The organism is Paeniglutamicibacter sp. Y32M11 (assembly GCF_019285735.1).
Taxonomy (GTDB): domain Bacteria; phylum Actinomycetota; class Actinomycetes; order Actinomycetales; family Micrococcaceae; genus Paeniglutamicibacter.
Genome location: NZ_CP079107.1, coordinates 3,236,855 through 3,261,341 on the forward strand (window position 1 = coordinate 3,236,855; position 24,487 = coordinate 3,261,341).

Annotated in this window: 19 protein-coding genes and 2 pseudogenes; 16 read left to right on the top strand and 5 right to left on the bottom strand. The window is 52.1% G+C overall.

Features of this window, described 5'->3' with window-relative positions:
* The first annotated feature begins 94 nt into the window (after nucleotides 1-94).
* Nucleotides 95-805 carry a signal peptidase I gene (lepB, locus tag KUF55_RS14360; protein ID WP_218817024.1) on the top strand — a complete coding sequence of 237 codons (711 nt, stop codon included), beginning with the start codon at nucleotides 95-97 and terminating at the stop codon, nucleotides 803-805.
* A 112-nt stretch (nucleotides 806-917) separates the two neighbouring features.
* Here lepB and KUF55_RS14365 read toward each other — a convergent pair.
* The 4 genes and pseudogenes from KUF55_RS14365 to KUF55_RS14380 form a co-directional block, all read right to left on the bottom strand.
* Nucleotides 918-1,423: pseudogene (locus tag KUF55_RS14365) on the bottom strand (NAD(P)-dependent oxidoreductase); the annotation flags it as partial.
* Nucleotides 1,424-1,791: 368 nt separating this feature from the next.
* Nucleotides 1,792-1,950 carry a hypothetical protein gene (locus KUF55_RS14370; protein ID WP_218817025.1) on the bottom strand — a complete coding sequence of 53 codons (159 nt, stop codon included), beginning with the start codon at nucleotides 1,948-1,950 and terminating at the stop codon, nucleotides 1,792-1,794.
* Nucleotides 1,937-2,356 (bottom strand): hypothetical protein, encoded by a 420-nt coding sequence (locus tag KUF55_RS14375; protein ID WP_218817026.1) that lies wholly within the window; start codon nucleotides 2,354-2,356, stop codon nucleotides 1,937-1,939. The genes KUF55_RS14370 and KUF55_RS14375 overlap by 14 nt, the downstream gene beginning before the upstream one ends.
* On the bottom strand, nucleotides 2,350-2,832 hold the full coding sequence (locus KUF55_RS14380; protein WP_218817027.1) for a transposase family protein: 483 nt from the start codon (nucleotides 2,830-2,832) through the stop codon (nucleotides 2,350-2,352). Before KUF55_RS14380 ends, KUF55_RS14375 begins: the two co-directional genes overlap by 7 nt.
* Nucleotides 2,833-3,284: 452 nt before the next feature.
* Between KUF55_RS14380 and KUF55_RS14385 the strand changes: the two genes are divergently transcribed.
* The 12 genes from KUF55_RS14385 (at nucleotide 3,285) to KUF55_RS14440 (ending at nucleotide 17,417) form a co-directional block, all read left to right on the top strand.
* A complete protein-coding gene (locus KUF55_RS14385) occupies nucleotides 3,285-4,343 on the top strand; it encodes a glycosyltransferase family 4 protein (RefSeq protein ID WP_218817028.1) in 1,059 nt (352 codons plus the stop codon).
* Nucleotides 4,343-5,434 carry a polysaccharide pyruvyl transferase family protein gene (locus tag KUF55_RS14390; protein ID WP_218817029.1) on the top strand — a complete coding sequence of 364 codons (1,092 nt, stop codon included), beginning with the start codon at nucleotides 4,343-4,345 and terminating at the stop codon, nucleotides 5,432-5,434. The genes KUF55_RS14385 and KUF55_RS14390 overlap by 1 nt, the downstream gene beginning before the upstream one ends.
* Nucleotides 5,427-6,509 (top strand): glycosyltransferase, encoded by a 1,083-nt coding sequence (locus tag KUF55_RS14395; RefSeq protein WP_218817030.1) that lies wholly within the window; start codon nucleotides 5,427-5,429, stop codon nucleotides 6,507-6,509. The genes KUF55_RS14390 and KUF55_RS14395 overlap by 8 nt, the downstream gene beginning before the upstream one ends.
* Nucleotides 6,496-7,296 carry a glycosyltransferase family 2 protein gene (locus KUF55_RS14400; protein WP_218817031.1) on the top strand — a complete coding sequence of 267 codons (801 nt, stop codon included), beginning with the start codon at nucleotides 6,496-6,498 and terminating at the stop codon, nucleotides 7,294-7,296. The genes KUF55_RS14395 and KUF55_RS14400 overlap by 14 nt, the downstream gene beginning before the upstream one ends.
* Nucleotides 7,293-8,171, top strand: coding sequence for a glycosyltransferase family 2 protein (locus KUF55_RS14405; RefSeq protein WP_218817032.1), 879 nt, complete (start codon nucleotides 7,293-7,295; stop codon nucleotides 8,169-8,171). The genes KUF55_RS14400 and KUF55_RS14405 overlap by 4 nt, the downstream gene beginning before the upstream one ends.
* Complete coding sequence (locus KUF55_RS14410) at nucleotides 8,168-9,505, top strand: oligosaccharide flippase family protein (RefSeq protein WP_218817033.1); 1,338 nt, start codon at nucleotides 8,168-8,170, stop codon at nucleotides 9,503-9,505. Before KUF55_RS14405 ends, KUF55_RS14410 begins: the two co-directional genes overlap by 4 nt.
* Nucleotides 9,506-10,017: 512 nt before the next feature.
* Entirely contained in the window at nucleotides 10,018-10,839 is an 822-nt protein-coding gene (locus KUF55_RS14415) for a hypothetical protein (protein ID WP_218817034.1), read from the top strand.
* Nucleotides 10,829-11,596, top strand: a complete 768-nt coding sequence (locus KUF55_RS14420) for an ATP-binding protein (protein WP_218817035.1) — start codon at nucleotides 10,829-10,831, stop codon at nucleotides 11,594-11,596. Before KUF55_RS14415 ends, KUF55_RS14420 begins: the two co-directional genes overlap by 11 nt.
* A gap of 838 nt (nucleotides 11,597-12,434) precedes the next feature.
* Nucleotides 12,435-13,469 (top strand): GDP-mannose 4,6-dehydratase, encoded by a 1,035-nt coding sequence (gene gmd, locus KUF55_RS14425; protein WP_218817036.1) that lies wholly within the window; start codon nucleotides 12,435-12,437, stop codon nucleotides 13,467-13,469.
* Complete coding sequence (locus KUF55_RS14430) at nucleotides 13,470-14,441, top strand: GDP-L-fucose synthase (protein WP_218817037.1); 972 nt, start codon at nucleotides 13,470-13,472, stop codon at nucleotides 14,439-14,441. It abuts the gene before it with no gap.
* 149 nt (nucleotides 14,442-14,590) lie between these two features.
* A complete protein-coding gene (locus KUF55_RS14435; protein ID WP_255557483.1) occupies nucleotides 14,591-15,922 on the top strand; it encodes a UDP-glucose/GDP-mannose dehydrogenase family protein in 1,332 nt (443 codons plus the stop codon).
* Nucleotides 15,923-15,983: 61 nt separating this feature from the next.
* The gene (locus KUF55_RS14440) at nucleotides 15,984-17,417 is read left to right on the top strand and encodes a sugar transferase (protein ID WP_218817039.1); all 1,434 of its coding nucleotides are present in this window, start codon (nucleotides 15,984-15,986) and stop codon (nucleotides 17,415-17,417) included.
* A gap of 44 nt (nucleotides 17,418-17,461) precedes the next feature.
* Here the strand turns inward: KUF55_RS14440 and KUF55_RS18835 are convergent.
* Nucleotides 17,462-17,779, bottom strand: a pseudogene (locus tag KUF55_RS18835) (IS3 family transposase); the annotation flags it as partial.
* Nucleotides 17,780-19,833: 2,054 nt separating this feature from the next.
* On the opposite strand from KUF55_RS18835, the gene KUF55_RS14445 reads away from it, so the two are divergent.
* The 3 genes from KUF55_RS14445 (at nucleotide 19,834) to KUF55_RS14455 (ending at nucleotide 23,687) form a co-directional block, all read left to right on the top strand.
* On the top strand, nucleotides 19,834-20,775 hold the full coding sequence (locus KUF55_RS14445; protein ID WP_218817040.1) for a nucleotidyltransferase family protein: 942 nt from the start codon (nucleotides 19,834-19,836) through the stop codon (nucleotides 20,773-20,775).
* 634 nt (nucleotides 20,776-21,409) lie between these two features.
* Nucleotides 21,410-22,969 (top strand): IS21 family transposase, encoded by a 1,560-nt coding sequence (gene istA, locus KUF55_RS14450; protein ID WP_255557065.1) that lies wholly within the window; start codon nucleotides 21,410-21,412, stop codon nucleotides 22,967-22,969.
* Complete coding sequence (locus KUF55_RS14455; protein WP_304623516.1) at nucleotides 22,959-23,687, top strand: ATP-binding protein; 729 nt, start codon at nucleotides 22,959-22,961, stop codon at nucleotides 23,685-23,687. The genes istA and KUF55_RS14455 overlap by 11 nt, the downstream gene beginning before the upstream one ends.
* The last annotated feature ends 800 nt before the right edge of the window (nucleotides 23,688-24,487 follow it).

A 24,487-nucleotide genomic window follows, 5' to 3' on the forward strand; every position in this document is an offset into this window, starting at 1 on the left:
ATACGTGAGGAATTTTCTTCATTTCTGAGCTGTTCCATTCGTCAAGAAACGAAGCGCTTTCTTCATGAATCGCCTTAACAAGTAGGCTGACAATATGACGAAAACGAGCCAAGCTAAGCGACGCCTTCCGACCTGGCTTTCGGCGCTGACCAACTTCGTAGCCGCACTGATCGTCATCGCGCTAGTGCAGGCCTTCGTTGTTAAGATTTACCACGTGCCCTCCGCTTCCATGGAAAAAACACTCAACACCGGCGACCGAATCCTCGTCAGTCGCTTAAACGGAGCTAAGCCTTTCACTCCGCAAAACGAGGACGTCATCGTATTCAAAGCTGCCGGCGACTGGAATGATAACGTTCCATCGGAGCAAGAATCTCTAGCAAAACGTGTCCTCAAGACCTTCGGTGACATCACGGGCATCGGTCCTTCACACGAAAAAATCCTAGTTAAGCGCGTGATCGGGTCGCCCGGAGACACTGTGGAGTGCTGTAACTCCAAAGGGCAGCTCATTCGCAATGGACATCCGTTCAACGAGCAATACGTCCAACAGGATCTTCCGTTCGCTTCTGATGAGTCAGGCTGCGGAGACGCAACGCTCTCCATGCGCTGTTTTGGGCGCATCGATGTACCAGCCGGCAAATACTTGGTGATGGGCGATAACCGCAGCAACTCCTCAGACGGGGTAGCTCGCTGTCGTGGAATTGCACTTTCGGACGCACAAAGTTGCGTAAGATTCGTTGACGCAACCGACATAGTGGGCCCGGTCATCAGTGTTATTTGGCCAGTGAAGAACTGGACGTCGTTGTAACCAAAAACTAGGATGACGGGACCCACGTAACGCTGTATTTTGTCGCTTACCGATCTGCATGTTAGCAAGGTGACGGCTAGCTAAGATAGTCGCGCAATGCCTCCACATGGTCTCACGGTGCGAATCCTGCCCTTTTGATTTTGGTCAGGTCCAGCATACTGTTGGCTGGCCGTTGTGCGGCTGGCTTACCGGCGGAGAATTCCTCGGTCGTGATACCCGAAACCGATGAACGTTGTTTTTCGGTCATTTCGAATACCAAGGCGGCAATGTCCGCCCGCGATGTTGCTTCTCCGTCGTTGCTCAGGTTGTAAGTTCCAAATGGTGCTTTGGACTCTAGGAGGTGCCGGATACCGAAAACGATATCTTCGGTGAACGACAAACGACCGATTTGGTCGTTGACAACACGTGGCTCAATTCCCTTATCCGCCAGGCTCTGCATGGTGGCCACGAAGTTCTTGCCTTCGCCTATCACCCAGCTCGTACGAATGATGTAGTGCCGCGGCACGTTAGCCACGGCGATATCGCCGGCGGCCTTGGACTGCCCGTAGACACCCAGCGGAGAGAATGCTTCATCTTCTGTATGAACTTTTCCGTGCCATCAAATACGTAGTCTGAGGCACGAATACCACCCTCGGCAGATCAATTTCAGCGGTGAAGACACTTCCAAAGGCGGAACCGTCCCGAAAGTCGGCACATACAGTTGCACGGCACGTTAATTGGTGATAAGCTGTCGAGTTCGATGCCGATGAGCCGAAGGCCAAGCATAAACTTCTCGACGATTCGTGCCCATTGGATATGCCGCTGGATGTGGAATCCGAGGAAATCGAATCCGTCGTAAATAAGAGCGGTACGGGTCTTCTTGTCCGCCAGCCGTAGCCCGATCTTCGTGGCCACCTCATTGACTTGTTCGCGCTACGCCTCCGTGTGCTCCCGGGTGCCAAATGCCATGAATAGGCGTCGACCTTTCAGGCACGTCTTCACAGTCGTTAGCGTGAGCTGAAACCGATCATCTCGAGGATCTGGCCGGGGTGGTTTCGCAGGTTCCGGGTGGTTCTGGCGAGGTTCTTGTGGCCCTGAGGTTTGAGCAGCGTGATGGCAATGTTCCGCAGGAAGACCATCACCCGTGGTGTCTCACCGTTGCGCACAGGGTGTTTGTCTTCCAGAAAGAGGACGTCCCGCCGCCAGTGGAGACCATTTTCGATGCCCCCAGTGGCCGCGCACCCAACTGGCCAGCTGCGTCGGGCTCGCTTGGTATGTCGGTAGCGAGGTGACGGCGTAGACGGTTTCCAGAAGCCATTTCTTGGTGCCGACCGGCCTGGATTTGCAGGTGATCTGTCGGCCGTTGGCCGTGACGCTGGTGCGGTTCCCGGTTGGATCCTGTTCCCAAGTAGCGTCGGAGAGCTGTTTCAGCAACGTGGGCTGGTTGCCTTTTACGGTAAAAATATAGTGCGCGGCTCTCCCCGCGAGATAGTGGGCGTGGCTGCTCTGCGTATGCAGGGCGTGGGCGGTGACGACCACCCCGGCCAGCGACGGAAAATGGTCCATCAGCACCGTGAACTGCAGAATCTCGTTGCTTTCTCGCCCAGCGCCACCTTCGCCAGCACCGCATTGGTGTTCTGTTCGATCGACGACAGGCGGATCCGGCTTCCCGAGCCGTTCTTCGCGCCGCGCATTTCCTTGCCGTCCACCGCGATGGCTGCTGGCCGGCCGAGGTCCTGCGCCCAGTCGGCGGCCAGAAGGTCGAAGGCATTCGATTCCAGCCGTTCAAAAACTCGGGCCAAGGTGGTGGCATGCGGAGCACCAATCCCGCAGGCAGTTAGCTCGGTCCGCGCTGTGTCGGCGGCCCACTCGGCCATTTCCACCAGCGTCTTCGCGCCGGCTAATACGGAGCACACCATGGTGAGGACCAGATGCGCGAATTGGTAGCGGACTCCGCGCCCGGCCCGGGGATCCCGCAGCTGGGCAAACGCTGCCAGCAGGCGGGACGGGTCCACGCTGACGGGTTCGGATGCGGAAAACTTGGTCAATAAAGACCGGAAGGTGGGAAAGCTACACGAAGGAACTCCTCTTGAAACATGTGGACTGATATTCACATGCTTAATAGGAGTTCCTGTCCGTTAAAAGCTGGCGCGGGGGTCGTCTCACATATTAAGACCGTCGGGCCCATTCGCGACTTTGCTGACGCCCTGCCCTTTCAGGCGACTCGTCGACGCAGAATATTAACGTATGCTCCGCAGACAGTCAGCCCTGATTCGCCAGAAATCCCTTGTCATGAAATTTCGAGGCTAAAGCGAGAGGCAATTCACAAAAGGACTACACAACTGCACTGACGTTCAATCCCTCAGACTTTTAGTCTTCCGTCATCAAACAAATATGACTCCCGGCAATGGGAAGAAATTTTTGACTTTGAAGCAGGTAGTGTTAGATGAAACATGTCTGAGACCGCATTAATTGTGGCGTCACCTTCGTAGGGATACCAATGAATACAAAAACGCTTTTAGTAATCCCTTGGCTTGAGGGCGGTGGAGCCGAAAAAGCGTTACTAGAACTCATAGGCCGCGTGCCCGGAAGAGAAAACATCGACGCGATAGTCCTATTTAGCGGCTCCAAAAACATACAGCCGCTAGAAAACCTTGTAAACACGGTAGACGTCCTTGGCTGCAAACGCGGCCCACTGGGCGCATTTGCAGCCTCTCAAAAACTGGCCAGCGTTCTCCCAAGTTATGGTCGCATCTATTCATTGATGCGTGCCTCACATGTTGTCTTAGGACTGCTGCCAAGAAAAGTCTTGGCCGACAAGTCGATTGCCGCAACATTTCATCAACTGCCAGAGCCGGAGTCCAGAGGCCTACTTGGAGCAATCGAGACTCGCTTGATCGCCCGCGGACTCAGCAGAGCTGATCTAGTGACGGCACCTTCACGCCGCGCCGTTCAGCAAATACAAAAAATGGGTCTAGCCCCATGGAATTCAGTGACATTTGAGCCGAACATGGTGTCCTTGGACACGCGTCCACTCCGCGCCCAGCGTCCAGCGCCACTAGGTATTCTCCGTCTACTCTTTTGCGGCAGGCTGACACACCAAAAAGGACTCGACCAACTACTGCAAATCTTCGGTAACTCAACATCGAACATCCAATTGCGAATAGTGGGCGATGGCCCTGAACGTTCCCGATTAGAGACTTTGGCGCGAGGGCTTCCCCCTCAAGTTCACGTTGAATTTGTGCCTCACGTCGACGATGTCACGCCACACATTGATTGGTGTGACGCATTTTTCATGCCCAGTCGGGAAGAACTCAATCCCATGTTCCTCCATGAAGCATGGAGGAGAGGCCGTGGCGGCATAGTCTCCGGCATCGCCCCATTCCGGGATCTATCGGCTGAAGGGCCACTACTCATTGCTGATAGCCCAAATAAGTACCTGCAAATATTCAGCGAAATCATAATAGATTCCGCTTGGAGAGCAAGTGCATATGATATGGCAGACGCTTATGCAGAAATTGACTCGTCATTATTAAGCAATTTCCTCAAGGAACATTAATGAAAATACTATTACTTCACGCTTACAGTTCAAAGAATACCGGTGACGGTCTACTTGTTGAACTATCACATTCACTCTTGAATCGGGCCTTCAGCAACCCTGAAATCACAACGGTTGCCTTAGACGCAAGTTCCTTTGGCGAACGAGACGTCATTCAATGGGGCGACGCCTCCGTCCAAAACCACAAAATCCCCGTGCCCGCTGGCATGTTCATCGCGTCGCTCATTGGGAATAAGAATCTGAATGAGATCGCCAGCAAATCTGACCTTATATTGGGTGTCGGAGGAGGATACATGCGCGGTGGGACACTAATCGAAGCGATTAAGTATGTCGGCGCTCATTTCGGGCAACTGCGCATCGCAGCTCGACACGGATCTCGATCAATTCTACTACCGCAAAGCATAGGACCATTTAGGGGCCCTTTGAAGCAGATAATAGGCTCGAGATTATCAAAAATTGACACCATATACTTACGTGATGAGCGTTCCATAAATGATCTCCATAAATTGCAAAATATATTGCGTGGATCAGATTTGGCCGTCATGGAACTAGCGCGGAGCATAGAAGAAATTCCTGAACCAGTGGACAATCGACCTGTTATTATTGCTCGCCACCTGGCGGGAAAGAACAAAAAATACGGAATACTGCTTCGGGATCTAGCAAAGGACAAGCGATATGGCTGGGCTGTTCAGTCTCGTGGTCGTGGGAATAACGACGGTCCCCTAACGGATGCACTGAGTGAATCAACCGCACCAAATTTAGCTGAGCTACTGGCCGCAAAGAAAGCTGGTGTCATAGTGAGCACCCGCCTCCATGGCTCGATGGCAGCGCTCCTAGCCGGCGTTCCAACTGTCCACCTAAGTTACGAGCGAAAAGGGTGGGGGGCATTCAGCGATCTTGGCCTTGACCGATACGTTCTAAACGCACGCAACACAACTCTGGCTGAAGTCAATACACTTGTGGATGAGATACAAAACGACCAGACTGCCTACTGGAAACGAGTCCTAGCGGCGCGCGGTATGATTTCTAAGCGCGAAATCGAACTAATTCACAATCTGCGCCGAGTTGCAGGAGAGCGCGTCCATGGATAATTCACCCAACCAAATTTCAGCTAGCCCGAATTACAAAGCGACCGTGCTGCACGTTTCCGAGGCAATGGGTGGCGGGGTTCACACAGCAGTATCCTCATGGGCGAGGGTTACTCCAGAAATTCGTCACATAGTTTTAGCAAAGCGTCGCGCTGGTCAATCTACCTCCGAATGGCCAACGAATGTATGGCCCTTAGAAATCGATGGATCTTTATTGGATCTATTCAAGAGTGCGAAGTCAATGTATAAACTAACGAGACCTTCTGCGATTCATTTCCATTCAAGCCTTGCCGGATTATTCCGATTCTCAAACTTTAGTGGAAGTAAAGTTATCTATTCACCTCACTGCTTCGCTTTCGAACGCACTGATGTCAGTATTCTGAAACGAAAAATATTTCGTCGTATTGAAATCCTCTTAGCAAACCGTTCGACTTTTGGCGCGGTAAGTCCACACGAAATAGAACTTGCCAGAAAGCTATCACATCGAGCCAAGATTGAATTAATTCCCAACTTTGCCGAAATCGAATTTATACGGAAATTGAACACCAGATCACGACGAAAGATTGTGACTGTTGGCAGAATATGCGCGCAAAAGGATCCTAAGTTCTTTTCTGAAGTCGTTCGGAATCTACCTTCAGATATCGAAGTAATATGGGTCGGTGATGGTGACCTCGAATCCAAGAAAGAACTAGAAAGCGTCGGCGTAACCGTTACGGGATGGGTGGACATGAAAACTGTACATTCAGTAGTCGAGTCAGCTGGCGTCTATGTTCACACTGCAGCATGGGAGGGATCTCCGTTGGCCACACTAGAGGCGGTCGCCTGCGGAACACCAGTAATCTCGCGGAATGTTCCTTCGATGCAATCGGTTGGATACTACACGCCAAGTATGAATCCGACCGGAATTACTGAGTCGATCATCCGCTATTTTGATGATGATTCATATGCAGAGGAAATTAGACTCATCTCCGAGAACGTTCTTGAAGAGAACTCAGCGGCCAATGCGGCCAGCGCTCTTCGTGGACTCTACGGATTCGGCATGAACCAGGCTACAAAGGATTACCATGCAACGTCTTAGTGTCATAACAATTACACGAAATGACTTGGAGGGTTTGAAGCGCACAATTAATAGCGTGAAGAATCAGTCATTCGAAAACATTGAACATATAATTATCGACGCAGACTCCACAGATGGAACCAAAGATTTTCTCAATAACCAACCCAATTTGAAATTCATTTCTGAACCCGATGACGGTCGTTACGATGGAATGAATAAAGGTGCTTCACATGCCAGCGGTGAGATCATTTGGTTCTTGCACTCTGCGGATATTTTTCCTGATACTGATACCGCAAAATTTGTGATGGAAAAAGTCGAATCTACGCATGGTAATTTCCGGTGGGGCTACGGCCTAAGTAGTATCGAACGAGAGGGAATACCGCTTGGGATTGGAGGCCAGGTGCCCTTTGACCTAACCAGGTTTCTGTTAGGTGGACGCATAATACCGCACCAAGCTGCAGTCTTTGATTCCGAGTTCTTTGCCGATCAAGGTGGTTACAACATCAAGTTTGGACTAGCCGAAGATCAGGCGTTCATGGCACGATGCGCTGTCAAATCTCTTCCGCTTGTATGGCCCCGAACGCTGTGTGTTTTCGACGCGGACGGAGCCGGTTCAACTCGGGGCGCATTTGCTCACTATCGCGATATGGGACGAGCCCGTAGAGGTACTGGAGTAAGTGTAACTGGGAAAAAATGGATGGATAGCGTTCTTTCCTTCTACTTTGCCATAAATACAAAGAAGGAACGCTTGGAACGTCGCATTGTCAGTAAGCTCAGCCCTACGGCGTCGATATTGGAAAAAAAGTGACCGATCTCGATGTAGTAATCCCTTGTTTCAACATGCAAGCACTTGTTGCCCGTGCCATCGAAAGCGCCCACATAGCTGGAGCAAATAGAATAATTGTTGTTGATGATGGTTCAGCTGATGATTCGGCGATGATCGCCGAAAAGCATGGTGCAACTGTCATTCGTCAGGCAAATAGCGGTGCAGCAGCAGCGCGTCGTACGGGCGCAAAGGGATCAACTGCCACTTATCTGATTTTTTTGGACGCTGATGACCAATTGCTAGCGCCAGGAGTCAAAGAATCTCTCCTGCTACTTGAGTCCAACGTTGGTTCGCCAGCCGTCGGTGGAGCCGTAGTCGGTGTAATGCCGAATGGCAAAACGACGAGGCTCAAGAGCCATTACTCAAACTCAATTTCAACTGCTGATCTTCTGTCCAAGGGATTCGGTCCGTGGCCACCGGCTGCTGCGGTTGTTCGACGATTAGATTACCTCAAGGCAGAAAACCAATTTCCCAATAAGCTAACAACTGACTACGCAGAAGACTTTGAGATGTTTATTCGTCTGTCGATGATCGGCAAAATACTTAAACATGACGTTCCTGCTGCGAAATATAGAATGTTCGATGGAAAATCCAGTAAAGACTACCTTAAGCCGATAATGGCCAAGGAGCGAATTGTCGAATATTATGGTCAAGCTTTGAAGTTACCTCACACGGTTATGTCTGGTGTTGATATCCGGCTTGCTTCACATACTCGAGCGATCCGAACAATGATTGCACGCGCTGAGTACGGGAAACTAATCCTACTTATTGTCAAAAGTCTTGCTTTTGATCCGAAAATTAATTTTCTCGGAGTGAAAAAGGGTGTTCAGAAATTCATTAAAAGAGATGAAAAATGACTAAGACTCGATTCTATCGTAAGCTTAAAAGCAGAGCTAAAGAGATAGATCTTGGCTCAACGGCTAGCTACAAAGGGATCTCTTTAGCTTTCGGTCTTATTGCTAATCTTGGCGCAGTTGCGGTATTGAGTAACAAGTTTGGCGTTCATGAGTATGCCGCGTATTCGCTAATTGCATCGCTCATCTATCTGTTGCCCTTCGCAGATCTTGGTTTAGGTGCAAGCGTTGTCAATGCCGTATCGGATCAACGTGAACGGACAATGTCTCAACGCGATCTTTCACTCGTCCTGGGTCGAGTTCGGCTATTGCTCTCATTCGTCGGTTTCGTCCTAATCATTATCGCTGTGTTATTAACCATTTCAGGCGGATGGGCCATAGCGTTCGGCAGCTTGGGTGCAAATGACGGCATTTCCACTGCCGCGATGGTTACGGTCGCATCGATTGGTTTGGCCCTCCCTCTTGGGTTGGGCAGCCGAATTCTGCAAGGATTAGGACTCGTCAGGGAAACAGTCCGGGCATCGCTTTTCGCACCGATAGCAACTGTCACGCTGTTCCTTACATTCTTAATGATTAACGCTCCAGCAGCATTTTATCTTTGTGTACCAGCAGTTGGGTATTTCATCGTCGCAGTTGTCACCTACGTTCGTGCCATCAAGCTGCTAGACATCGACCGAGCCAGAATCCCAGATATTTTACTCGAAAAACTCTCTGAAAAGCGGTCCATCGCCAAGTCTGCCGTTCCTTTTTTCATTATTTCGATTGGATTAGCTTTTGGTCTTCAGAGCCATAGGCTGCTACTCGCGCAACTGGGAACTCCTACTGACGTGGCTACGTACTCCCTTGTTGCCCAGTTTACGGGCCCTATCCTTGCCATACTCACAGTCGCCGCTCAGAATCTTTGGTCTAGATACCGAAAATCAGGAATGACAGACCAATCCAGCTACCTGAGAGATATTTCTCTTTTCTCGCTACTCGGTATCTTCGGAAGCGTTATCTTGCTTGTCGCCATTCCGATGGCTTCGAAATTTCTGACAGCCGGAAACGTCCTCGTACCTGATCTCTTACTCTTCGGCGCCTCGATGTATATTGTTATTGTTGCGATTCACCAACCGGGCGCTATGCTCCTTAACGATCATTCCGGACTACGCTTTCAGGCTCTGCTGGTTGTTTCGGTTAGCTCAATTTCGTTTTATTTGCTATTTATTTACATTCCAAGCTTTGGAGCTTCCTTCACTTATCTCTGCTCTGCGATTGTAATGATATTTGTACAAGTTATTCCAACAGTTTTAATTTCTTTAAAGAGATTACGAAATGCGGAACAAGCCTTTCGCTAATTCCAATTTTGTATATATAAACTATTTTTTTATAAAGGCTTAATTTTCTATATACTCAGGGGTCCAGACAGGTCCGAACATTGACAATGTGCTGAATAGCCTCAGGAGGTAGTGCTGTTCTGACGACTTGGTAGAGCTGTTCTGGATACACGGTAGTGCTCGTAACCTTCTCATGATGCTCTGATCGATTCGCCACACAACACGGTGCGGCGAATCGATCAGAGGAGAAATACCTTGGTGGATTATCAAGCCATCATGTCTTTGATGTTCAAAGGCCGAACCTACATGGAAATCACCACGTCCGTAGGTTGCTCACATCGGGATGTCTCGACCGTGAAGAAAGCCATCACTACTGCCGGCATCACTGCGGAGCGCTTTGCCTCCCCGGGGAAGGTCCCTCAAAATCCGGTCGGTCAAAGGGATGCCGAGGCATGCTCGGGATAACGAAATCCTCGGAATAATCTTTCTAATCCCGAATTCGGGATTACCGGGACAAGGCACATGTCGAGCGAATGGTTCAAGCGGTGGAGAGCCGAGTCATCGGTTATCTCGCCTCCCAGACCTGGACCTCGTTCGAGGAACTCAACGACGTCGTGCAGGAACGACTGGTGGATCTGAACGAACAACTACGCCGGGTCAACGGGACCACGCGGCAAGAAGTCTTTGACGCCGAGGAAGCAGCGTTGCTACAGCCCCTGCCGGATCATCCGTTTGAATCGGTGGAATATAAGCAGTTGAAGGTCGGGCGGAACTATCACGTCACCAGCGACTACCAACACTATTCGGTGCCGTATGAGTTGGCCGGCAAGATTCTTTCAGTCCGGATCACCGCAACCACCGTGAGCATCTTTGACGGGCAAGCCAAAGTTTGTGAGCACCCGCGCAAGCTCGGGCGCCGGGGTCAATATTCCTCGGAGTTATCGCATGCTCCCAAGCATCACCAGCAGGTTCAGGGGTTGTGGTCCAGGGAGTGGTTCTTGAACCGTGCCCGGAATTATGGACCGGCTACCGTGCAAGTCATCACGCAGATTTTGGACCGCAGCAAGATTGAAGCCCAAGCCTTCTTGGCGTGCCGCAATATCCTCTCGGAGTTGGGCGGGAAGAAATCCTCGTTGGAGGAAGCGTGCCAGGAAATGCTGAACATCAACGGGTATCCGAACTACACCTCGCTCAAACGAGTGATGGCGACCTTGGCCGCGGCCAAGGCCCAACCGGCTGCGGCAGCTCCGGCAGCGCAGAACGTGAAGAATCTGAAGGACGTCCAGAACCTGCCCGGAGTGTTTGTTCGCGATGCGGCGCACTACAAGGGGTTCGGTGGTTCCCATGCTGAATAGTGAAGATCATCAGAAGATCAAGGATCTTCGACTCACCACGTTTGCCGACAAGTTCTTGGAGCTGACCAACGACGAAGCCAACGACACGTTGCTGCCGGAGGAAGTGTTCATGCAGGCGGTGAACCATTCTTTGGATTTGCGGCGGTCGAACAAGATCGACAAACTCATCAAACAGGCACGGTTTCCCCTACCGGGCGCATCGATTGCCGAGCTGCACTATGTTCCGGGTCGCAAGATCGATGAGGCACGGATGAAACGCTACGCGATGCATCAGTGGCGAGATGATCCGACGAACTTGTTGATCATCGCCCCCAGCGGTGGAGGCAAAACCTATATCGCCTGCGCGATAGGTATTGCTGCCTGCCATAGCGAGCACTCGGTGTTTTACACGCGGATGGACGTCCTGGCCAGAAAGCTGCTCATCGCACGGGGTGATAGCAAAGTTCATGATGCCCTGCTTGAAAAGTTACGGGAGGCAGATGTGTTGATCATTGACGACTTTTTGACCGTGGGTATCGATCAGAACATTGCCAGTGACCTGTTCGGGGTTTTGGCTGATCGGGAGCATCGGTTGCCGACGGTGATTGTCAGCCAGACCGATCCGGCGTATTGGGTTCAGGTACTACCTGACCGCGTGGCTGGGGATTCGATTGTGAATCGGCTGGCCAATAACACCAGGTGGCTCATGTTGGGAGATACCGACATGCGCAAGCTCAAACATGGGAAAGCCCGGGACTCAGACAATTTTTGGGAATAGATTTGCAGTCCGTTCCTGAACAGCTAACTCCCGAGCCTTCCCCCTAAATAGTATTGGCCAAGAGCCCGTCATCGGTTCTTGGTCAATACGGAAAAACCTCTGGGCGCACTACCGCTTCGCCGGAAACGCACTACCGTCTGCCCGGAAAATGCACTACCGAGTCGCCAGAACATCACTACCAAGAGACGCTATTTGGCACAATGACGGTAACCCAGCAGTCCGATGTAGGCCCATTTACGGCTGGCATCTGCAGAGGTTGTCCGGGCCCTGTTCAGTCCGCTGGCTGTTGGCCAGCTCGAAGCGTGGAAAATACGCCTGTCCGGTACGGATGTTCCTCGTCAGTGGTGTGCAATCTCGCAGCATCGTGGATACCGAGTTCCTGGAATGGCGTACCACTTAGGCATATTTACCAAATACTGAATAGCGGGTGATTTTACTTCGGTTCTGTCGACGTGAAAATGGAATACCGGGGTACCCGCCGGGTGCGTGGAATGGACATGCCACCCAGGCATATTTGTCACACCCAGAGGACGGAGTACGACTACCGCCAGAGGGAATTTATCAAATGTACCCCTAAGGGCTCTATTCTATAATATCGTTTATTTATTTTTTCTCCGTACTGTCAGAATATCATTCTCGGACTTTCGTGGGGCGACTTCGTGTTCGGTTGCGATCTTTTTAATACACTCCGGAATAAACCGAAGACTCAAAAGATTCATAAACGTACCCACGAGATCTGCATGCAACCGAAAATCAGATATGATTATTTCAACGTACCGTTACTGTCCGGGACATCCCTTGACTGATTTTTGTTTACATATACCTTCGGAGGAATGATTTGACGAAACGTGCACTAATCACGGGCATTACTGGACAGGATGGGTCTTACCTAGCGGAGCTGTTGCTAGGCAAAGGGTACGAAGTTCATGGTCTGATTCGTCGAGCTTCCACTTTTAATACTGCAAGGATCGACCACATGTATGTCGACCCACACCAGTCCGATGCCAAGCTTTTCCTGCACTACGGTGACCTCTCTGACGGTGCCCGACTGGTTACACTTCTTTCTAAAATCAACCCCGACGAGGTTTACAACCTCGCTGCGCAATCGCATGTACGAGTTTCATTCGATGAGCCCGAGCACACGGGCAACACTACGGGTATCGGCACTGTACGGTTGCTCGAAGCCCTGCGAATGGCCAACGTGGATTCTCGCTTTTACCAAGCTTCTTCGTCGGAAATGTTCGGAGCGACGCCACCGCCGCAGAACGAAGACACTCCCTTCTACCCTCGTTCGCCTTATGGCGCAGCGAAGGTATACAGCTATTGGATCACCAAGAACTATCGCGAAGCATACGGTATGTATGCGGTCAACGGAATTCTGTTTAACCATGAATCCCCACGCCGGGGCGAAACCTTCGTCACTCGCAAGATTACGCGCGCGGTTGCAGCCATCAAGGCGGGCAAGCAGGACGAACTTTTCATGGGCAACTTGGATGCCGTCCGTGATTGGGGCTACGCAGCGGAGTTCGTGGAAGGTATGTGGCGAATGCTTCAGGTCGACGAGCCAGAAGACTTTGTCTTGGCTACTAACGCCGGTTACTCGGTGCGCGATTTCCTCCAGATTTCTTTTGAACACGCAGGACTTAACTGGGAAAACCATGTCCGTTTCGACGAACGCTACCTCCGCCCAACCGAAGTTGACGCTCTTATCGGTGACTACTCAAAAGCGGAAAAGAAACTAGGTTGGGTTCCAACTGTCAAGACTCCAGAACTTGCTCGCATCATGGTCGATGCTGACATTGAAGCTTTGAAGAATGCCGGAAACTCATGGATTGACACGGTCAACCTTGCTAGCTGGAAGGTTCCTGCCTAAGTGGAGGCCTCAGAATTCACCCCGCGACCACTTGACCGTTCGGCAAAAATCTACGTCGCCGGGCACCGAGGACTCGTAGGTTCTGCTATTTGGCGCAAACTCGAAGCCGAAGGTTTTAGGAATATCATTGGACGAAGCTCTTCCGAGCTGGATCTAAAGGACCGCGGAGCAGTTTTTGACTTCTTCGAATCTGAGAAGCCAGAGTATGTTGTTCTTGCAGCTGCCAAAGTAGGTGGAATCTTAGCAAACAACACTTACCCAGCTGATTTCTTGAGCGAGAATTTGCAGATCCAAGTCAACACCATGGACGCAGCACTCGTAAACGATGTTGAACGGTTGCTCTTCTTGGGTTCCTCATGTATCTATCCCCAGATGGCTCCGCAGCCGCTGAAGGAAGAATATCTACTGACGGGTCACCTAGAACCTACAAATGATTCTTACGCAATAGCAAAGATTGCCGGCATACTTCAAGTCCAGGCAATTCGCCGTCAGCATGACAAGTCTTGGATCTCTGCAATGCCTACGAATCTCTATGGACCAGGGGACAATTTCTCTCCTCAGGGATCCCATGTTCTGCCTGCCCTTATCCGCCGATATGACGAAGCAGTCCAAAACGGTGCGACTTCTGTCACGAACTGGGGCAGCGGAACTCCACTGCGAGAATTTCTCCACGTTGATGACATGGCTTCCGCGTGCCTATTCCTCTTGGAAAACTACGATGGCCCAGATCAAGTTAATGTTGGTGTTGGGTCGGATGTCACTATCAAGGAACTTTCCGAAATCGTGGCACGTTCTGTCGGCTACAAAGGTGCGATGGAATGGGACTCGACAAAGCCCGATGGGACTCCACGCAAGCTTATGGACATTTCAAAACTTGCAGAAGCAGGGTGGACAGCCCAGATCGGGCTATGTGAAGGAATTCAACAGACCGTCGATTGGTTCCGCGCCAATCAAGGTACTTTTCGCAGTTAGCTCTTAGAGCGGAAATGGTTGGCTTCATCCCCGTTTCAAACATCATTCGTTAGGTCCGCTGCCAGTACGTATGCGGTTATGCGCACTGGCAGTCAGCCGGTGTACTTTTCACGGGAGTTAAAGTGTCACAACGCATTGCGGTCATCGGTATGGGCTATTTGGGTGCCACCCATGCGGCCTGTATGGCAGAACTTGGCTTTGAAGTTATTGGCCTAGATGTTGACCAAACCAAAATAGATAGTCTCTCCCGCGGTGAACTTCCTTTTCACGAACCGGGCCTTCCAGAACTACTGCGCAAGCATGTTTCCAATGGTTTGCTCCGGTTCACCACTTCCTACGAAGAAGTAGGCGCATGGGCAGACATACACTTCATTGGCGTGGGGACACCACAGACCCCCGGTGATAACGCAGCGGATCTTACTTATGTTGATGCAGCGACGCTGTCACTCGCGAAGCACATCTCCAAGGATGCCTTCATCATCGGAAAGTCAACTGTTCCTGTAGGCACGGCACGTCGTCTGAAGCACCTAGTGGCGAGTAACAAAAAGCCCCAAGTTTCGATCGGATTTGCTTGGAATCCGGAATTTCTTCGCGAGGGTTTCGCAGTCAAGGACACTCTTCACCCTGACCGTCTAGTGGTCGGTGTCGATGATGAACGGACTGAAAATGTCCTTCGGAGTATCTATGCTGCGGCCCTCGAAAACGATACACCCTTTATTTCAACTGATTTCGAAACTGCTGAATTGGTAAAGGTTGCTGCCAATGCTTTCCTGGCTACGAAAATCTCATTCATCAACGCATTTTCAGAGATTACCGAAACTGTTGGCGGTGACATCCGGACCCTAGCTGATGCGATTGGTCATGACGTGAGAATTGGGCGGCGTTTCCTTAATGCTGGTGTCGGCTTTGGAGGTGGATGTTTGCCCAAAGACATTCGAGCATTGCAAGCCCGAGTTGGCGAACTTGGTTTGGAACGGAGCATGCGTTTTCTATCAGAAGTTGACGCGATCAACTTACGCCGCCGAGACAGGGTGGTTTACCTGGCAGAGGAGATGATAGGCGATTTTTCTGGAAAGAAAATAGCCATCTTGGGCGTCACATTCAAGCCAGATAGTGACGATGTCAGGGATTCCCCTGCACTCGACGTGGCAATTCGGCTTTTCAGTTCGGGTGCTGAAGTCAGCGTTTTTGACCCTCAAGGCAACGTGAATGCGGCGAAACGCTTTCCCCGCTTAAAATACGTTGACTCAACGGTTCAGGCCGTGGAAGATGCCGACTTGGTGGTTTTGCTCACAGAGTGGGCAGAATTTAGGAATTTAATGCCACAGGATATTCAGGAGTTGGTCGCGAAACGGAAGATCATTGATGCACGCAATGTATTGGACGTTGGAATCTGGCAAGGGAGCGCCTGGCAGATTGCGGCGCTTGGTCACAAGTTTGATTCAATTTTAGTATCAGACGCTGAAATGACTATGTCATAAACTGGCTTGCAGGGAAACTAGTCGAATTCGATATTCTTGGGGGATCATTACATTGCGTATAATGAATCAAGACTGGAAAATAGGTATTCCTAGATTCTTGGGTCTGGTCGACGGAGCTTGCATCGTCGTCTCGATGGTGGCTGCCCAGTTCTCGAGATTTGGACTAGGCGGTAATCCCTCATTGGATGGCACTGTGTCTACGAGTTACTGGCTCGTTACTGCGTTGCTGAGCGTCGTATGGTGGCTTGCATTGCAAATCTGGGGGTCGCGAGATCCTAAGATTTTTGGTACTGGAACGGAGGAATACAAACGAGTTGCATCTGCGTCTCTATATTTCTTCGGTTCTATCGCCATTGTTTCCTACGCACTAAATATCCCAACTGCAAGGGGTTACATAGGTGTTGCATTGCCTCTGGGTATTATCCTACTGATTGCAGCCCGTTGGCTCTGCAGACGTCGGTTGGTCCGGCACAGAATGAACCACCGATTTACGCGCAGACTGATGCTAGTTGGCAGTCCAGCAGCCGTCGAACACTTACATCAAAGCCTTATTAGTGAACCTGGCGCTGGCTACCTCCCCGTTGCCGCCATTCTTCCTGGTTACAAGTTGTCATCGCCTTCGGGCAGGGAATTGGAATTACCGATAGCAAGCGTGGGTACTCATCTTTCAGAGGTTTTGAATGCCATTGAAGCTTACGGTGTCGACGCCATCGCAATCTCAGGTGGAATCACATTGAAGCCTCGCGTTATTCGGCAACTCGGCTGGGAACTGCAGGAACGCAAGATCAGCATGATAATGGCGCCGGCCCTCACCGACATTGCCGGACCACGAATCCATACACAGCCGATTGCCGGTTTGCCATTGATCCATGTTTCAACTCCGGAGTTGGAAGGATGGCAGACATTCACCAAACGCGTCTTTGACTGCGTTGGTGCCGCTTTGGCGCTGATTTTGCTCTCTCCCGTTTTCGTGATCGTTGCTCTACTAATCAAGAAGGATGGTGCCGGACCGGTATTTTTTCATCAGGAACGTATCGGCAGAAACAGCGTACCTTTTAGGATGCATAAGTTTCGTTCCATGGTTGTGGATGCTGAAGCTCGTCTGAACGATCTCCAAGAGGTCAGCGAAGGCAATGGCATACTTTTTAAGATGAAAGCCGATCCACGTATTACTAAAATTGGTGCGTTTATACGCCGCTACAGCATCGACGAACTTCCCCAGTTGTGGAACGTGGTCTGTGGTGAAATGAGTATGGTTGGTCCCCGTCCGCCGCTCGAAAGCGAAGTAGACACCTACGAGGAGTACGTCTTACGACGACTCAAGGTTAAGCCGGGTCTTACTGGTCTTTGGCAAGTCAGCGGACGTTCGGATCTTTCTTGGGATGACAGCGTTCGTCTGGATTTGTACTACGTGGAGAACTGGTCATTGATGCAAGACCTAATTATCCTATTCAGGACAGCCAAAGCTGTCGTTGGCAAAGACGGCGCTTATTAGTTCGCTGCTTCGTGAATTTCGGACAGCGGAGTTAGCATTTTCTCTTACGCTGCCCTTTCAGGCTGTTGGTAACTGTAGTGCGCTTCATTGGGCCGACGGCAATCCAGTGCTGAATACCGTCTCCGGCTGTTGTAAAAGACATCAATGTATTGGATGACGTTGACGTCGTCCCGCTCTTTGGTCGCGTATTCTGTCCGATAACCTCGCTCGTTCTTCAAGGCCGAAAAGATAGTCTCGGCTTGGCTGTTGTCCCAGCAAACACCGGGGCATCCCATCGATGAACGCATTCCCAGGAGCTTCACCAGCGCCCTGCAAGGGCTGGATGGAAGTGTTGCAGCGGCATTGCGCAGCGCTCCCTCGACGGGTTTGGAAAATACTGAATATTTGACTCATTGGGGGCCAGCAATATTGCGCGTGGGGGCCACCGCGGGAAAACCCGAATATTGTCCGTGGGAGTCACCAGTGGCATTGCCGGGAGCCGCTTTGCCGTCGGGATGGTGGGTGCCGCGACGTGAGCAGTGCCTGCAGGGCCGCGGTCGACCCTGCAGGCTGACGTGCGCTCCCAACGACGGGAAGTGCACGGCGGATTCCTTCCTGCCGGCGATAGAGAAGCCGTTGCCTGGGGACCCTGCCGGGAAGCGTCTCCGTAGGCGGCCCGCGCCCAGGAACGTCGCCGCGGCCCGGCCCTGGGTGTCCTGCACTCGGTGTCTGCAGAAGGATAGGCACCGGCGGCCCGCCTCCGGCGTCCACGCAGAGGATGGTCATGGACCGGGACGTCCACAACACCAGCCGGCACTGAGCGGGAGGGCGCCCGTGGCGTGAGAGGATCGGCTCCGTCCGGAATTGAGTGGAACCCGCTGGAGCCCGGTGGCTCCCACGAGGGGAGGTCCTGGTCCCCAACTGCAATATCAATGGCCCCCAACGGCAATAATGGGTGGTCCCCAAAGCGTCGAATACTCAAAATACGGCTTGGTGGTACGCCTATTCCGCGTACCTTGTGTTTGATCGCGCAGCATCTTGGACACTGAATCTCACCACTTCGTAGACAACCGATCTCATGAGTTCGGGTCGCCTGAATAGCGCTACCAAGAGGCGCTGTTTGGCATCGAAAATCAGTCGATGCTGGCCGCCAATCAGATGAAACTTTGCCATGTGTGAATGTAGGTTATGTCGCCCACGAACTCGACTCTGGGCACGGTGGTGGCTCTCAAAGAGTCAAATATTCAGTTAAGTCCTGCTTCACCAAATCCGGGATCTTCGCGCCCGCTTCGGCGTCCGCTTGGGTGGTGATCCTGAACGGGCAAGGCAGGGTCCACTGTCCGAAATCTCTAGGCTCACCAGTCGGGCGTCGATGGGTTCGTTGGGTTTCGCATCCGCTCGGTTCATCGCATGAACCTATGGATTAACAGTCCTGAAGTGTCACCATGAAGGAGTGCTGTTTTGTCATCAATATCCTGCTACATAGCATCTTTCATTTACAACTTGACGTCATTTTTCCTTTTAGTGTGCCAAATAGCGCCTCTTGGTAGTGATGTTCTGGCGACCCGGTGTGTAACCTCGCAACTTCGTGGACACTGAATCTCAGCACTTCGTGGACAACCGATCTCATGGCTTTGTGTGTATCCAGAACAGCTCTACCAAGTCGTCAGAACAGCACTACCTCCTGAGGCTATTCAGCATTTAGTGAGTATTCGACGCTTTGGGGCCACCGATTATTGCGGTTGGGGCCAGCAGCTGCCCGGATGGGAGCCACCTGTCCCAACGGATTCCACCACGCTGAACCATGTCGAGCTTCGCCCGCATATTCGATGCCTCCAGCATCGATCCAAAAGGGGTTTGGATGACTCGGACCATGACCGCGTCGTCGTGGATGCCGGGCCTGACTGCGGGCGCCGGGCTCGAATCAAGAGTCTGCGTGCGCAGTACTTTCCGGTGGTGCCGGCCTGACTTGTGCTCAAACGGCGTGCGGAGGCACTTTCCCGTGGCAGGTTCCGCCAGTGGTCGTTCCACACCGACAGGAAGAATCCGGGCGTGTTCGTCCAGAGCCTTGCAACGCAGATCGGATTGTCCTGGGCAATCTGTCCATTTCCGCCCCGGCCGCCTCACGGCACGAAAACAGCCACCTGCGACGGTAAGGTGGATCCCAGCAATGCCGCTGGGGTTCCCTCGTAGGGTAATCGCATATTCGCTGATTCCCGCGATGGTCCCCCCTGGCAATATTGCTGGCCCTCACAGGAGCAAATATTCACTTTAGTCAGGTCAACGTTCGCTTGGGGTTGGAACGGAACGGCCCTGAGCCTACTGAAGATCTGTGTTTCGGTTCAGTTCAGGGCAAACGGCAGCCTGAATACTTATAGGTTTTTCCACAAAACTTAGCTTGTACTCACGGCTTAGACGCCAACCGTAAGCTATACATATGAACACTTCCGATTCCGGGCTTTTGCCTGTTGCACACCTCTATCCCCATGAGGCCGTCGAACTCGCCGCAGCACTCGTTGCATCAATTGCAGCTGAAGCCGGTCTTCAGTGTCTATTCATAAAAGGCCCTGCCGCCGTATCAATCAAGGCAAGACCACCTCGGGCTTCGTCCGATATCGACGTTCTTGCGCTTCCAGAAGAAATAGACATATTTATTAATAGGCTAAAGATTCATGGTTGGTTAATTAGACCTTCCGAAGATGGGTTGGGAATTCCAAGACACTCACACACTCTCTATCATGAGAATTGGCCGTCCGACATTGATCTCCATTTTCGATTTCCAGGGTTAGAGGCGAAACCGGAAGAAGCGTTTGCGGCGTTGAATAAACAATCAACAATTCATTACTTTGCTGGATTTAAAGCATTCATACCATCATTCCCTGGACATGTCGTAATTCAGATTACTCATGCACTGAGAAATCTTCCGAGCACTGAGATCTACCATTCAAAAAACGCACATTCTGACTATGATTTCTTAAGATTCTCGGATAAGTTGCCAAAATGGCCGATAATGAAAGAAATTCTTGATGGCACTGACTCATGGGCGGCAATGAGACCGTTCCTAGAAGATGCCTACCCATCTTATCTAGAGGCCCTCTCCATCCACCCACCCTCCGAAGATTGGATATCTCGGACGACGGTGGGCTACGGAAGTACATTCAAGCTCATGGAGTTTCTAAGAGCTCCTTGGAGGCGAAAGCTGATCGTTCTCTATCGCGTATTCATCCCGAGTCGCGAAGGCCTTGCCGTCAGTAATATTTCAATACTCAACGCTAACCGTAAAACATATAATCGAATCCTGACTAAACATTGGATACATCTTTTGAAACGTGCACCATTTGCGATTTTTATTACAGCAAAAAGATTGCGCGGAAGATAAACCTTAAATTTGATGAAGAAAATTTATCGATCTCGTTTACTTGAATTCCATTTAAAATGGATAGAACATTTTCACAAAGTTTTTTGATTTTCCTAATAAATCAACATCCGGGGACCAAATAGATGCACTGCGTGCTCTACTACATGCCTGCCCTGCAGATTCTCTAGCCTGAACGCCTTCCTCCTCAAAGACGTGCTGTAGGCGTTGGTCTGGGAACCACGAGCGGAAGGCGCTACACGGTCTAGGGCCCGGATGAAGATGGTCGTCTCGACCACTGCCAAATAGCGTCAGGAAGAAATCATGTATTAGCTTGTTCGTAGTGCTATTCCGACAATGTAGTGACGCCTGGGTCTATTATCTGCCCGCGATTGTGTCAGCGGAAGTTCTAAAGTGACCACAGGCGGCAATCCCCGCTGACCACCAGCGGCAATGAGACTGACCACCGACGGCAACGGTTTTGACCGCAAGCGGCAACGTCTTCCGACCCGTTTCCCGACACCGGAATACCCGCCCTCCACGCTGGTGATGTTCATTGCCCAGGCCTCACGTGGAAACGAGGCGAGCCCCTCCCCACTGCGATGAAATAGCGATGCCAATCGTTTTTTCAACCCGCATTTAAAGGGAAGGGGCTCATATGAAGTCTCCAGGGGAGTTCATGGAAATTCTAGCTACTTACGACCTCACCAAGTCATACCGTGCCACCGCAGAAATCTGCGGCGTCTCTCACAACACCGTCCGCGCATTCATCAAAGCCCGCGACGAAGGGCGCAGCAACGAAGCCGCCCACCGCACCTCCACCAAAGCTGAACCCTTCATGGAACAGATCGAGGCCTGGGTGGACGCCTCCAGAGGAAAGATCCGCGGGGACATCACCCACGAACGCCTCGTCGCCCTGGGATACACCGGATCCCAACGCACCACGCGCACCGTCGTGGCCAAGATCAAAGCAGACTACCGAGCCGCCGAAGCTCGCCCGCACCGGACATGGATCCCGGAACCTGGTCGCTGGCTCCAATACGATTTCGGCGATGGACCGGTCATTGATGGAGCCAAGACCGTACTGTTTTGCGCATGGCTGGACTTCAGCCGATTCCGCATTGTGTTCGTGATGCGGAACCGGCAACGACCAAACGTTTTCTCCGCCTTGGACCGTGCGTTTCGGTTGATTGGTGGGATTCCTACGTACGTTTTGACTGACAACGAGAAGCTGGTGACGATCGAACACGTGGCCGGGTTGCCCGTGCGTAACCCGCAAGCGGTCGCCTTTTCGCAGCACTATTCCACCGTCATTCATACCTGTATGCCGGCAGATCCCGCCACCAAGGGCGGCGTGGAAAAAACGGTGCACCTTGCCAAAGCAGACATGGTCCCTACCGACGCGAATCTCTTACCCACCTATGACACGTTCGCGCAGGTCGAGGCCGCCTGCACGGCCTTCATGGAAAAGGTCAATAACCGTGTTCATTCGGCGACGCTGGAGATCCCTTCACAGATGTTGGAAAACTTTGAACGATCAGTCCTGCACCGGGTCCCAGAGGAACCCTTCGCCTTGGCGTTGGGTCACGGACGGGTGGTGCCACCGAACACGCCAATGGTGACTTTTGAGAAGTCCCGCTATTCAGTTCCGTACCAGTTGATGGGCCAAAGTGTCTGGGTGAGACAGAACGGAAACGATGAGATCATCATCGTGCACGTCGGAGCCCAAGGACCTACGGAGGTCGCCCGGCACCAACGTACCCGTCCCGGGGTTCCGTCGGTGCTTGACGCGCACTTCCCTCCGCGTCCTGCAGGATCCTTGGAGCGCGAACCGAAGGGCAAAAATGATGCGGATCTAGCCTTCCTAGACATTGGGGAAGGCGCGAAGCTTTGGCTGAAGGAAGCTACGGCAGCTGGGGTCGGGAAGATCCGGGTGAAGATGGCCGCCGCCGTGGAGCTCGCCAAATTACTGGGTGTCACCAGCGTCGACCACGGGCTCGGAGGTGCTGCGGTGCACCACCGATTCACCCACGAAGACTTACTCTCAATCATTGATACCAATAGGTCTCCGGGCTACCTGAGTGAGACTCGTATGGTCCTGGATCCGAACCAGATTCTGGCTCAAGGTACCGGTGCGTGGGCCGGATTCGGCACCACCGATGAACCGGTCACCGATGAGGGCGCCACAGAAATTTCGGAGGGCAACGATGAAAACTAACACCACCGGATCCCCGGCTCCGGCCATCGCGCAAGACGCTACCATCAGCATGGTCATCGAGTTGATGCGCACCAATCGGATGCCCCACGCTCGAGAAATTGCCGAGGAACTCCTCACCACAGCCAAGGCCCAACTCTGGGATCCGGCCGAAGCCGTGCGCCTCCTGTTGGAAGCCGAAGCTTCCGGGAGAAATAAGTCCATGCTCGACACCCGCCGCAAGCGTGCCGGGTTCCCGTCAGGGAAGACCTTCGAAGCATGGGACGCGTCGATTTCTAGTATCCCCACCGCCACCACCCACTATTTGCGCACGTTTGAATGGGTGAGGCGCAAGGAGAACCTGATCGCATGCGGACCAGCCGGCACGGGGAAATCGATGCTGCTCGAAGCCCTTGGGCATCAGGCCATCGATGCGGGAATGAGCGTATCTTGGCTGAGCATGGAGGATCTAGGGTCTTTGGTGCGACACCGAATCGATGACAGCCTGAACAAGGCCATCACCAATGGAACCGGTTCCGACGTGATCTGTATTGACGATATCGGGCTATTGCCAGTTTCTGATGATGCCGCCGAGGGGTTCTACCGGATCGTGGATGCTGCCTATGAGAAGCGTTCCTTGGCGATCAGTTCCAATATTCACCCTGCGGGCTTTGATCAATTGAAGCCTAAGACGTTGGCTACGGCGACCGTGGATCGGTTGTTGCATCACGCGCATGTCTGACAGACCAATGGTGAATCGATCCGGCTGCTCCAAGCTCAATCTGGGAAGGGGACCCTGCCGATGAGCTAACGACGTGCATAAGGTTCGGGACGCCGGTGGCCATCAGCGCGGCGTCCCGTTCGACCGGTCAATATTCTTGCCGTCAGTGGTCAATTCTCATTGCCACTGGTGGTCAGTGGATTGCCGTCAGTGGTCATTTTCGTTGGCCGTCAGTGGGCAGTTTCAAACTGCCGTTGACAGATTGAGCATTCGACGTTTCGGGGACCACCTGCTGAATAGCCTCCGGAGGTAGTGCTGTACTGACGTCTTGGGGTGTAAGTAACCTCGCAACGTAGTGGACACTGAATCTCAAAACTTCGTGAAAACCGGTCCGATGAGTTCGGTTAGCCAGAACGGCGCTACAAAGAGGGGCTATTTGAGCGCGCCCATTAATCCGGTTGGGAGCCACCGCTGGCACCAGTTGGGGGCGAGTATTTCCCTGGGTTGGAGCCACCGGCCCCAAACGGGCTCATCAATTCCTGAACGATGCCTTCCATCTCGCGCAAGTTTACGTTCCAGTTTCAATCCAAATGGTGTTGTGGATGATCTGGCTCTGCTCGCGCCGACGCCGGATCAGAGCCGCTGTTGCCAATCTTTCTGCTGACAACGCGTGCAGACCTTGTTCGTACCATGCTCATTTGAACTGACTTACTCTTTCACGCGGTATGGCTGCAGCATGAAGGTGGCCGTGGCGGAAGAAGCCGGATTCTCGAGGGGTCACAATGTCCGAGACTTTCATTCGGGGCCACCAGCTATCACAC

Excerpts from the sequence above, each read along its gene's own strand:
- KUF55_RS14445 (WP_218817040.1), top strand. The coding sequence starts at position 19,834 with ATGAACACTTCCGATTCCGGGCTTTTGCCTGTTGCACACCTCTATCCC.
- KUF55_RS14415 (WP_218817034.1), top strand. The coding sequence starts at position 10,018 with ATGGTTCAAGCGGTGGAGAGCCGAGTCATCGGTTATCTCGCCTCCCAG.
- KUF55_RS14400 (WP_218817031.1), top strand. The coding sequence starts at position 6,496 with ATGCAACGTCTTAGTGTCATAACAATTACACGAAATGACTTGGAGGGT.
- KUF55_RS14440 (WP_218817039.1), top strand. The coding sequence starts at position 15,984 with ATGAATCAAGACTGGAAAATAGGTATTCCTAGATTCTTGGGTCTGGTC.
- KUF55_RS14395 (WP_218817030.1), top strand. The coding sequence starts at position 5,427 with ATGGATAATTCACCCAACCAAATTTCAGCTAGCCCGAATTACAAAGCG.
- istA (WP_255557065.1), top strand. The coding sequence starts at position 21,410 with ATGAAGTCTCCAGGGGAGTTCATGGAAATTCTAGCTACTTACGACCTC.
- KUF55_RS14390 (WP_218817029.1), top strand. The coding sequence starts at position 4,343 with ATGAAAATACTATTACTTCACGCTTACAGTTCAAAGAATACCGGTGAC.
- KUF55_RS14420 (WP_218817035.1), top strand. The coding sequence starts at position 10,829 with ATGCTGAATAGTGAAGATCATCAGAAGATCAAGGATCTTCGACTCACC.
- KUF55_RS14455 (WP_304623516.1), top strand. The coding sequence starts at position 22,959 with ATGAAAACTAACACCACCGGATCCCCGGCTCCGGCCATCGCGCAAGAC.
- KUF55_RS14435 (WP_255557483.1), top strand. The coding sequence starts at position 14,591 with ATGGGCTATTTGGGTGCCACCCATGCGGCCTGTATGGCAGAACTTGGC.
- lepB (WP_218817024.1), top strand. The coding sequence starts at position 95 with ATGACGAAAACGAGCCAAGCTAAGCGACGCCTTCCGACCTGGCTTTCG.
- KUF55_RS14410 (WP_218817033.1), top strand. The coding sequence starts at position 8,168 with ATGACTAAGACTCGATTCTATCGTAAGCTTAAAAGCAGAGCTAAAGAG.
- KUF55_RS14385 (WP_218817028.1), top strand. The coding sequence starts at position 3,285 with ATGAATACAAAAACGCTTTTAGTAATCCCTTGGCTTGAGGGCGGTGGA.